This window comes from Microbacterium sp. Root553 (assembly GCF_001426995.1).
Lineage (GTDB): Bacteria > Actinomycetota > Actinomycetes > Actinomycetales > Microbacteriaceae > Microbacterium.
The window spans coordinates 1,785,643-1,796,858 of the sequence record NZ_LMFY01000001.1; the positions used below are offsets into that span (position 1 = coordinate 1,785,643).

At 70.5% G+C, this 11,216-nt stretch carries 8 protein-coding genes; 5 read left to right on the forward strand and 3 right to left on the reverse strand.

Annotation, left to right across the window (positions count from 1 at the left end; genetic code table 11):
- The first annotated feature begins 18 nt into the window (after nt 1-18).
- Nucleotides 19-1,446 (forward strand): APC family permease, encoded by a 1,428-nt coding sequence (locus ASD43_RS08235; protein WP_200946578.1) that lies wholly within the window; start codon nt 19-21, stop codon nt 1,444-1,446.
- Between the two features lie 87 nt (nt 1,447-1,533).
- Here ASD43_RS08235 and gdhA read toward each other — a convergent pair whose 3' ends face one another.
- Nucleotides 1,534-2,904: an NADP-specific glutamate dehydrogenase gene (gdhA, locus tag ASD43_RS08240; RefSeq protein ID WP_056415932.1), complete on the reverse strand. Its 1,371-nt coding sequence runs from the start codon at nt 2,902-2,904 to the stop codon at nt 1,534-1,536.
- Between the two features lie 70 nt (nt 2,905-2,974).
- Nucleotides 2,975-5,662: a phosphoenolpyruvate carboxylase gene (locus tag ASD43_RS08245; protein ID WP_056415936.1), complete on the reverse strand. Its 2,688-nt coding sequence runs from the start codon at nt 5,660-5,662 to the stop codon at nt 2,975-2,977.
- Between the two features lie 123 nt (nt 5,663-5,785).
- Here ASD43_RS08245 and nhaA point away from each other — a divergent pair, with 123 nt between their 5' ends.
- The 4 genes from nhaA (at nt 5,786) to ASD43_RS08265 (ending at nt 9,911) form a co-directional block, all read left to right on the forward strand.
- A complete protein-coding gene (nhaA, locus tag ASD43_RS08250; RefSeq protein WP_200946579.1) occupies nt 5,786-6,955 on the forward strand; it encodes a Na+/H+ antiporter NhaA in 1,170 nt (389 codons plus the stop codon).
- A gap of 68 nt (nt 6,956-7,023) precedes the next feature.
- Complete coding sequence (locus tag ASD43_RS08255; protein WP_200946612.1) at nt 7,024-7,683, forward strand: MazG family protein; 660 nt, start codon at nt 7,024-7,026, stop codon at nt 7,681-7,683.
- Between the two features lie 65 nt (nt 7,684-7,748).
- Nucleotides 7,749-8,999, forward strand: coding sequence for a histidine--tRNA ligase (locus ASD43_RS08260; protein ID WP_056415942.1), 1,251 nt, complete (start codon nt 7,749-7,751; stop codon nt 8,997-8,999).
- 102 nt (nt 9,000-9,101) lie between these two features.
- The gene (locus ASD43_RS08265; protein ID WP_082539450.1) at nt 9,102-9,911 is read left to right on the forward strand and encodes an SGNH/GDSL hydrolase family protein; all 810 of its coding nucleotides are present in this window, start codon (nt 9,102-9,104) and stop codon (nt 9,909-9,911) included.
- 74 nt (nt 9,912-9,985) lie between these two features.
- Here ASD43_RS08265 and ASD43_RS08270 read toward each other — a convergent pair whose 3' ends face one another.
- The gene (locus ASD43_RS08270) at nt 9,986-11,212 is read right to left on the reverse strand and encodes an APC family permease (protein ID WP_056415947.1); all 1,227 of its coding nucleotides are present in this window, start codon (nt 11,210-11,212) and stop codon (nt 9,986-9,988) included.
- Nucleotides 11,213-11,216: the final 4 nt, after the last annotated feature.

Here is an 11,216-nt window from a genome sequence, read left to right on the forward strand (position 1 = left end):
GTCCCTGAAGGAGTACACATGGCCGCGAAGACCAAGCCGCTCGCGCAGGGCGGGGGAGCCCTCCGACGCAATCTCGGCCTGTGGGCCATCGTCGGACTCGGGCTGGGATACATGACACCCACCGTCGTGTTCGACACGTTCGGCATGGTGGCACGCGACACCCAGAACGTCGTCCCGGCGGCGTACCTGGTCGCTCTCGTCGTGATGGTGTTCACGGCCATCAGCTACGGCAAGATCGCCAGTGCGATCCCGAGCGCGGGTTCCGCGTACACGTACGTGCGGGAATCGATCCACCCGAACCTCGGTTTCATGGTCGGGTGGACGTCGCTGATCGACTACGTGCTGCTGCCGATGGTGAACTGCCTCATCATCAAGAGCTATCTCGAGGCGATGTTCCCCGACGTCCCCGCCTGGATCTGGGTCGTGCTGTACTGCATCCTCGTCACCAGCATCATCTACATGACCATGCGCGGCACCTCGAACCTGAACATGATCCTGCTGGTCTTCTCGATCATCGTGATGATCGTCTTCGTCGTCCTCGTCGTCGCGCAGCTGATGCGGGGCGAGGGAGCGGCCACGATCCTCTCGGTCGGCGCGTTCCTGCACGACGACGTGACCATGGGAGCGGTGCTGATGGGCGCCACCATCGTCTGCTTCTCCTTCATCGGGTTCGACGCGGTGACGATGTACGCCGAGGAGGCGAAGGACCCGAAGATCATGCCCAAGGCGATCCTGCTGACGGTGATCATCGGCGGCGGCATCTTCCTCGTCGCCTCGTACGTCTCGCAGCTGCGCTTCCCGGACTGGAACGAGTTCGCCCCCGGTGGCGACATGCAGTTCGTCGAGGACTCGACGCTGCCGATCATCGGGCAGCTGGTGGGCGGCAACGTGCTGATGGCGGTGCTGACGGCCGCCGGCTTCTGCGCGACCCTCGCCTCGGGGCTCGCCTCGCACGCCTCGGTGTCGCGCATGCTGCTGGTCATGGGACGCAACAACGTGCTGCCACAGCGGGCGTTCGGCTACATCAACCCCCGCACGCACACGCCGACCTTCAACATCGTGCTCGTGGGGGCGATCTCGCTTCTGGCGATCCCCTTCACGCTCGAGCTGATCGCCGCCTGGATCAACTACGGCGCCCTGATCGCCTTCACGTTCGTGAACATCTCGGTGATCGCGTGGTTCGCGATCCGCAAGGGTCGTCGCAAGACCCCGGCCGACATCGTCAACTACATCGTGATGCCCGCGATCGGCATGCTGCTCACCGGTCTGCTGTGGGTCAATCTGCACCAGGACGCCCTGATCGGCGGACTGATCTGGACGGCCCTCGGGTTCATCTACCTGCTCGTGATCACGCGCGGCTTCCGCAGGAAGGTCGTCGCGTTCGATGAGAACCAGGCGGTCACCGGGTACAACAAGGTCGTGAAGGTGCCTGTCGACGGGCGCTGAGTGCCTGTCGACGAGCGCTGAGTGCCCGTCGACGAGCGCTGAGTCCGGTCCTCCTCCGACCCGTGTCGGAGGAGGACCGGCGCGGGATCAGATGACGCCCTGCGCGAGCATCGCTCCGGCGACGCGTTCGAAGCCGGCGATGTTGGCTCCGGCCACGTAGTCGCCGGGGACGTCGTGGCGCTCGGCGGCATCGAACGCGGCGGCGTGGATGTCGGACATGATCTCGCGCAGCTTGTTCTCGCTGGCGTCGAAGCTCCAGCGCTGCCGGGACGCGTTCTGGCTCATCTCGAGCGCGGAGGTCGCCACACCGCCCGCGTTCGCGGCCTTGCCGGGAGCGAAGAGCACCCCGGCGCTCTGGAAGGCGTCGATCGCGGCGGGCAGACACGGCATGTTCGCGCCTTCGGAGACCGCGCGTACGCCGTTGCCGATCAGCGCGCGGGCGTGGTCGAGATCGAGCTCGTTCTGCGTCGCCGAGGGCACCGCGATGTCCACAGGCACCTCCCAGACGCTGCCGCCCTCGACGAACCGGGCACCCGGACGCCGGGCGGCGTACTCCACGATGCGCGCGCGTTCGACCTCCTTGATCTGGCGGAGCAGATCGACGTCGATGCCCGCATCGTCGACGACGTAGCCGGAGGAGTCGGATGCCGTCACCGGCACGGCTCCCAGCTGCGCCGCCTTCTGGATCGCGTAGATGGCGACGTTGCCCGACCCGGAGACGCCGACGCGCTTGCCGTCGAGCGAATCCCCGTGCACCCCCAGCATCTCCTGCGCGAAGAACACCGCGCCGTAGCCGGTGGCCTCGGTGCGCACCTCGGCGCCGCCCCAGCCGGTGCCCTTGCCGGTGAACATCCCCGACTCATGACGGTTGGTGATCTTGCGGTACTGGCCGAACAGGTAGCCGATCTCGCGTCCGCCCACGCCGATGTCGCCCGCCGGCACGTCCGTGTGCTCGCCGAGGTGGCGGTAGAGCTCGTTCATGAACGACTGGCAGAAGCGCATGATCTCCGCGTCCGAGCGGCCGTGCGGGTCGAAGTCCGATCCGCCCTTGCCGCCGCCGATGCCCTGACCGGTCAGCGCGTTCTTGAAGATCTGCTCGAACCCGAGGAACTTGATGATCGACAGGTTGACGGACGGGTGGAAGCGGAGTCCGCCCTTGTACGGACCCAGCACCGAGGAGAACTGGATGCGGTAGCCGCGGTTGACCCGCAGGCGGCCGGCGTCGTCGACCCACGGCACCCGGAACAGGATCTGACGCTCCGGCTCGACCAGCCGCTCGAGGATGCCGCCGTCGATGTACTCGGGGTGGGTCGCCAGCACCGGGGCGATCGAGCCGAGCACCTCGTGCACGGCCTGCTGGAACTCGGGCTCGTGCGGGCTGCGGGCGAGCACGGTGTCGAAGACGGGCTGCACGGAATCGGCGAGCGGGTGGAAGGCAGGGGAAGACGAAGAGGTCACGCGAAAGGTCTTTCTGACGGGGGAGGACGTACGTGCGATCGTGTCGCGTGAGAGGGGCGTCGGGCCGGGATCACCCGGTGTTCTGGAGTCCGGCCGCGACGCCGCTGACGGAGAGGAGGAGGAGTCGCTTCTGCTCGTCGTCCGCTCCCGAGCCCGACGCGGCGTCGGGATCGCGCAGCGCCCGCAGCGCCCGCAGCTGCAGGAGCGACAGGGCATCGACGTACGGCGTGCGCAGCTGCACGGCGCGCTGCAGGATCGGCTTGTTCTCGAGGAGTCCGACGCCACCGGTGAGCCGGACGACCCACTCGCGGGTCAGCGTCATCTCGTCGAGCACGAGCTGGGCGAGGTCGTCACGGTCGCCGAGCGCGAGATATTGACGGGCGATCCGCTCGTCGGTCTTCGCGAGGCTCATGGCCACGTTGTCGATCATCGTGTGCAGCAGCGGCCAGTCGCGGTAGGCCTCGGTGAGACGGGCCTCATCGCCGACGGCGGCGAGGGCGGTGCCGAGTCCGAACCAGCCGGCGAGGTTGATGCGCGCCTGCGTCCACGCGAACACCCAGGGGATGGCGCGCAGGTCTTCGAGCGACTCGACCGAGAGTCCGCGACGAGCGGGGCGCGACCCCAGCGCGAGCAGGCCGATCTCCTCCATCGGGGTGACCGTCGCGAACCAGGGCGCGAAGCCCTCGGCCTTCACGAGGGAGAAGAACCGCTCACGGGAGGAACGATCCATGACCGCGGCGATGTCCGCGAACCGCGCCGCGGCGTCGCTCGTGCGCTGCTCGACCGACGGTGAGGAGGCGAGCAGGGTCGCCGCGGCGACCTGGTCGATGTGGCGCATCGCGATCGCCGGCTCGCCGTAGCGCGCGAAGATGACCTCGCCCTGCTCCGTGAGCTTGAAGCGTCCGTCGACCGAGTGCGGCGGCTGGGCGAGGATCGCGGAATTCGCGGGTCCGCCGCCGCGTCCGAGCGCACCGCCACGGCCGTGGAACAGGGTCAGCTCGATGCCGGACTCCTGCGCCCACAGCGCGATCTTCGCCTGTGCCTCGTAGAGCGCGAGGTTGGCGGCGACTGGGCCGACGTCCTTCGACGAGTCGGAGTATCCGAGCATGACCTCGAGACGGTTGCCGGTGTCGGCCATCCGCGCCTGGAACTCCGGGAACGTCACGGCCTCGGCGAGGATGCCGGGCGCTGCCTGCAGGTCGGCGAAGGTCTCGAACAGCGGCACCACATCGAGCACGGGGGCGTCGTCGCCGAGGGCGTGCCGCGCGAGACGGTGCACGTTCGCGAGGTCGGAGGCCGCCTGCGTGAACGACACGACATAGCGGCCGGCGGCACGAAGACCGCGGTCGCTCTGGATGTCGGCGATCGCCCGGAAGACCTCGAGCACCTCCTCGGTCTGCGCGCTGATCGCCTCGCCGCCCTCGAGCTCGGCGAGAGCCTTCGTGTGCACCTGGGAGTGCTGACGGACCTCGAGCTCGGTGAGATGGAACCCGTAGGTCTCCACCTGCCAGATCAGATGCTGCACGCCGCCGAAGGCATGGCGCTTCGCTCCGGCATCCGCCAGCGAAGACTGGACCGCCCGCAGGTCGGCCAGCAGGTCCTCGGGGCGGCCGTACCGGGACTCCTCGCCCCGTCGGGTCGCGGAGACCCGGTGCGCGAGAGCGAGCAGCATCCGGCGGTGCGGCTCGCCGGGGGAGCGGGCGCCGAGCTCCGATGCCACGCGCGGCTCGGCGTCGGCGAACGCGTCCCACAGCGACGAGACGGTCGCGCTGGGCGGGGTGTCCTCGGCATCGAGGGTGAGAGTGCGGCCGATGCGCTCGAGCGCACGCTCGAGACCGCGGAGCACGTGGTCCGAGGCGATCTGCGACGCCTCGCGCGTCACCGACGCGGTGACGAACGGGTTGCCGTCGCGGTCGCCGCCGACCCAGGAGCCGATCCGCACGAACGCGGGCACGATCGGGGCGCTGGCGCCGGAGTCGTCTCCGCGCAGCGCATCGTCGATGCGCCGGTACACGTGGGGAACCGTCGTGAACAGCGTCTCGTCGAAGACGCCCATGACCGTGCGGACCTCGTCGGTCGGCGACGGCTTCTCGGCACGAAGCGGCGCGGTGCGCCACAGCGTGTCGATCTCCTCGAGCATGCGTCGGTGGGCGCGGCGCTGCTCGGCACCGTCGTCGCTGGCGGCATCGTGCTGCGTCAGCAGCTCCGACAGGCGGCGGATGCTCGACGACACGGCCCGGCGCCGCGCCTCGGTCGGGTGGGCGGTGAACACCGGGTGGAAGCGCAGACCCTCGAGGCGTCGACGCGCCTCGTCGTCGCCCACCTCGGTCTTCAGACGCGCATAGGCGGACGCGACGGTGTCGGCGGCATCCTCACGACCGGGCTGGCCCGCCCGCTCGCGCAGGACGCGCACACGCTGGTGCTCCTCGGCGAGGTTCACGAGGTGGAAGTAGCACGTGAACGCCCTGGCGACCTCGTCGGCGCGGGAGATCGTGAACGACTCGGCGATCGCGGCGGCGCGCTCGAACGCGTCGGAGGTCTCCTCGTCGTACGCCTGGATGGTCGCGAGGCGCAGACGTTCGACGTCCTCGAAGAGGTCGTCGCCGCCGGCCTCGCGCAGTACCTGGCCGAGGAGGCCGCCGAGCATCCTGACGTCGGAGCGCATCGCGTCGGGGATGCCGCGGCCGGCTTCGAAGCGGCCGATGATGCGGATGGCCGAGGTGTCGGTGGGCTCGGGGAAGCTGTGTTCGGGGGTCACGCTTCGAGAGTAGCCCGGGTGGCGGGCCCGCTCGGAACTCATGACGGCGCGACGCGTTCGCGAGGCATCCGCGACGCGTCCGCGAGGCATCCGCGAGACCGGGCGAACTACCATGGAGGGGACATGCGCATCTCCGTGAACCCCCTTCGTGGACAGCAGTTCCCCGCCGTGCTGCTGCTGCTCGCCGCGGGCCTCGGACTGCTGCTCGCGAACCTGCCCGCACACGACGCGCTCGCCGCGGTGCTGGATCTCCGCATCGCGGTGCCGGGGACCGCGCTGGACCTCTCGATCGAGCACTGGGTGTCCGACGGGCTCCTCGCGGTGTTCTTCCTCGTGGTCGCCATCGAGCTGCGTCACGAGCTGACGCACGGAGAGCTCGACTCGCCGCGCAAGGCCATGCAGCCGGCGATCGCCGCCGCGGGCGGGGTGCTGGTGCCGATCGCCGTCTACCTGCTCATCGCCGGCGACTCGGCGACCGCGACCGGATGGCCGATCCCCACCGCGACCGACATCGCCTTCGCCCTCGGCGTGCTCGCGATGTTCGGGCGGGGCCTGCCGTCGACCGTGCGGGTGTTCCTGCTGGCGCTGGCGATCCTCGACGACATCATCGGCATCATCTTCATCGCCGTGCTCTTCGCGCACGACGTCCAGTGGCCGCTGCTCGTCCTCGCCGTGATCGCGGTGGCGGCGTTCTGGCTCCTCAGCCGCGCGTTGCACGCCACGGGGCACACGGCGATCGCCGTCGCGATGGTCGTGGTCGGAGTCGTGACGTGGGGACTCGTCGCCGCATCCGGCATCCATGCCACCATCGCGGGCGTGCTGCTGGGCCTCGTGATGTCGCCGGTGCCCGCCGCCCGCACCAGGCATGCCCTCGAACCCACGGTCAACGGGGTGATCCTGCCGGTCTTCGCCTTCGTCGCCGCGTTCGTGGTCATCCCCGACGTCGCACTCTCCGAGCTGTCGCCGGCGTTCTGGGGCATCGTGGTGGCCCTTCCCGTCGGCAAGATCGTGGGCATCTCGCTGTTCGGCTGGGTCGCGATGCGCATCCGCCCCCGGGGCGCCGCTCCTGCTCTGCCCTTCGGCGACATCCTGGCGGCCGGAGCCCTGGGCGGCATCGGGTTCACGGTCTCGCTGCTGCTCGCCAATCTCGCCTTCGCGAGCGACGCGGGCGTCCGCGACCAGGCGATCCTCGGCGTGCTCGTCGGCTCGCTGCTCGCCCTGGTGCTGTCGGGGGCCATCGTGTCGCTGCGCGCCCGCTCGTACCGACGACCATCGCACAGAGGCGAGGAGTGACCGTGTCCGGAGAACGTGAATCGGCCCCGCACGAGGATTCGGATCGGCTGAGGGCGGCGGCGGACACCATGCGCGAGGTGCGTGAGCGCTGCGTGTGGTCGCAGCGGATCACCCACCGTGATCTCGTCCCGTATCTGATCGAGGAGTCGCACGAGGTCATCGACGCCGTCGAGAACGGCACGAGGGACGACCTGCGCGAGGAGCTCGGCGACCTGCTCTGGCAGGTGCTGTTCCACGCGGCGATCGCCGCGCAGGACCCGACCGACCCCTTCGACATCGACGATGTCGCCGCGACCCTGACCGAGAAGATGGTGCGGCGGCATCCGCACGTCTTCGCGGGTGAGACGGCGACCACGCCCGACGAGGTGCTCGTGCACTGGAATGCCGCGAAGACGGCCGAGAAGCGCACGAGACGCAGCGTGCTCGACGGCATCCCGCGGGGGATGCCGGCTCTCGCCCTCGCCCAGAAGGTGGCAGGCAGGGCGGCGGGGGTCGGAGTGGATGTCGCCGGTGCAGGTGTCGCAGCGCCGACGGGAGCGGGCACAGCGCCGACGGGGTCGGGCACAGCGCCGGCGGGGTCCGTGCCGACGACGGAGGCCGAGCTGGGTGATGCCCTGCTCGCGCTCGTCGCGGTCGCCCGGTCGGAGGGGTGGGATGCCGAGCGCGCCCTGCGCGAGCGGCTCCGGCGTGTGGAGGATGAGGTCCGCGAGGCCGAATCGCGCCCGTGACGCCACGGGCCACCCCGGCGACCTGGGAAGATGGAGGCGTGGCTACTGTGAACCCGCCGCGCGGCATGCGCGACATCCTCCCCGCCGACAAGGCCCGCCGTGAGCGCGTCCTCTCCGTCATCCGCGACCGCTACCGGTCGCACGGCTTCGACGAGATCGAGACGCCGGCGCTCGAGGAGTACTCGCGACTGCACGCCGGGATCGGCGGCGACAACGAGAAGCTCGCGTTCAACGTGCTGCGCCGCGGGCTCGACGCCGACGCGATCAGGGAGGCGGCCGACGACCAGGGCGCACTCGCCGACCTCGGACTCCGCTACGACCTCACCGTGCCGCTCGCGCGCTTCTACGCGAGCAACCGAGGGCAGCTGCCCGGTGTCTTCCGTTCCATCCAGATCGGCCCGGTGTGGCGTGCGGAGCGCCCGCAGAAGGGTCGCTACCGCCAGTTCGTGCAGTGCGACATCGACATCATCGGCGACGAGTCCGCCCGGGCCGAGTCCGAGCTGATGGTGGCCTCGCTCGACGCGGTCGACGCGCTCGGGCTGGAGGGCGCGACCGTGCGCATCAACGACCGGCGGGCGCTGGACTGGATGCTCGACAGCTTCGGGTTCACCGCCGAGGAGCGACCCGGCGTCCTCATCACGATCGACAAGCTCGACAAGATCGGACCCGACGGCGTCGCGACCGAGCTGCGGGAGAGGGGCGCGGTCGCGTCGGCGGTCGACGCGTTCGAGGAGTTCCTGCGCCGGCCGCAGACCATGGAGTACAACCCGTTCGGCGAACGACAGATCCGCAAGGCGCTGCCCGACGGTGCACCGGACGAGATCGTCGACCACCTCGTCGGGATCGGCGAGGCGGTCGCGGCGGGGCGCGGTGCCGACGACATCCCGCTCGTCTTCGATCCGTTCCTCGTGCGCGGCATGGGCTACTACACGGGCACCATCTTCGAGCTCGCCCACCCCTCGGTGCCGTACTCGCTGGGCGGCGGCGGTCGCTACGACGGCATGATCGGGCGGTTCCTCGGGCAGCAGGTCGCCGCCGTCGGCTTCTCGCTGGGCTTCGAGCGCCTGGTCGATCTGGTGACCGTCGGCGCAGACGCCGGCGAGCGTGCGGTCGTGCTCATCCATGACGCCGACGTGCCTGTGGCCGAGCTCGTCTCGCACAAGGCGGGGCTCGTCGCGTCCGGAGCGCGAGTGCGCCTGGAGCGACGGACGAAGAACGTCAAGGCGCTGCTCGAGCGCTCGGCCGCCGACGGGTACACGGAGTTCGCCACGGTGTCGGCCGGCACGGTGGCGCTGGAGCTCAAGCCCCTCTCCTGAGATCGGGACATCGGGGCCCGGACTCGTTCCGGGTTCCGAATGCAGGGCCGCGGCACGGATGTCGTTCACGCGGCGTTCACGCCCGTCGGGTCGAATCGGCGCATGAGAGGACATCGTCTCGTCACCGTGGTCGGGCTCGGCGTCGCGGCCGTGGGGGCGGCCGCCGGCATCCGAGTCGTGCTCGCCCGTCAGGCGGCCATCGCGCGCCGCCGCATCGGCAAGCCGCTCGGCGAACGGTCGATCGATGCCGACCGCGTCTGGCGTCCCTCACTCGGCGGCGAGCCGATCGAACTGCTCGTGCTCGGCGACTCGCTCGCGGCGGGTCTCGGCGCCGAGCGCCGCAAGCAGACGCTCGGCGGGCGCCTGGCCAAGGGCATGGCTCGACGGATCGGATGGCCCGTGCACCTGCGCACGGGCGCGGTCGTCGGCTCGGAGTCGCCCGACCTGGCGGCCCAGCTCGCGGACCTGCCGGAGGACTACGCACCGCACGTCGCCGTGATCGTGGTGGGCGGCAACGACGTCACGCACCGGATCCCTGTCGCGGTCTCGACGCAGCACCTGCGCGACGCGGTCCTGCGTCTGCGTCGGCGCGGCACCGAGGTCGTCGTCGGCACCTGTCCTGATCTCGGTGCGCTGCGTCCGGTTCCGCAGCCGCTGCGCCGGCTGGTCTCCAGCATGTCGCGCAGACTGGCGGAGGCGCAGACCGAGACGGCTCTCGCCGCGGGGGCGCGCCCTGTCGATCTCCGTCGTGCCGTCGGTCCGATGTTCTTCGACGATCCGGACGCGATGTTCAGCATGGATCGCTTCCATCCGAGCCCGCTGGGCTACCGGCGCACGGCCGAGGCGCTCCTCCCGACCGCGTGCGATGCCGCGGAGGCCGCGCTCCGCTCGCGTCGTCGGACGGTGGGCTGAACCGCAGGCCTCGGCCGCCTCACACCCCGCGCCCCTCACACCCCGCGCCCTCCCACGCACCCCCGCTCTCCTGATCAGCGCGTCAGCCGCAGCCGGATCATCCTGGCGAGTACCCCGATCAGCACCACAGCCGTCCCGACGATCGAGGCCAGCACCGGCAGCGAGTTCACGAGCAGCAGGCAGCCGAGCGCCCCGACGACCTGCAGCGCGCGGGGATGACGGCGCGCGGAGGCCTGCTGACGGAAGGCCGCGGCGTTCGCGATCAGGTAGTACAGCAGGACGCCGAAGGAGGAGAACCCGATCGCGTCGCGGAGATCGGCGACGAGCACGATCGCGACCACGATGACGGCGATCAGGATCTCGGCTCGTCGGGGCACCTGCCGGCGATCGTCGACCTTCGCGAGGAACGAGGGCAGATCCTTCTCCCGTGCCATCGCCAGCGTCGTACGCCCGATCCCGGTGAGGAGTGCGAGCAGCGCCCCCAGCGAGGCGGCCGCCGCCGTGATCCGGACGATCGGGGTGAGCGCGGCCCACCCCGTGGAGGAGAGGACGTCGGCGAGCGGTGCCGTGCTCATCGCCGCCCCGCCGCCGAGGGTGAGGAGCACCGTGACCGCGACCAGCAGGTACACGATGACGGCGCCGCCGAGAGCGAGCAGGATCGCCCGGGGAATCGTGCGCGCGGGATCGACGACCTCCTCGCCCAGGGTGGCGATCCTCGCGTACCCGGCGAAGGCGAAGAACAGCAGACCCGCACCCTGCAGCACCCCGTAGGCCGTGGCATCGGGCAGCGGAACGGGGGACGCCGCGGATGCCGTTCCGAGCCCGACCGCGACGACGACGGCCAGTCCCAGCAGCGAGCACACCACGAGGATGCGGGTGACGAGAGCCGTGCGCGTCACACCGAGGCAGTTGACGACCGCGAGCGCGACCACCGCGGCCACGGCGACCGGAACCCGCCAGCCGTCCGGTGCGGCGTACGCGGCGAAGGTCATGGCCATCGCCGCGCAGCTCGCGATCTTGCCGATCACGAAGCTCCATCCGGCGACGAAGCCCCACCACGGGCCGATCTCGGCACGCGCGTACGCGTAGGTTCCTCCGGCCACCGGATGCACGGCGGCGAGCTGCGCCGACGCGGTGGCGTTGCAGTAGGCCACGATCGCCGCGATCACGAGCGCGATGAGCAGGCCGCTGCCGGCGACTCCGACCGCCGGCGCCCAGACCGAGAAGACGCCGGCTCCGATCATCGAACCGAGTCCGAGGGCGGTGGCGTCGCCGAGAGTCAGGCGGCGGGCGAGGGGCATCCCG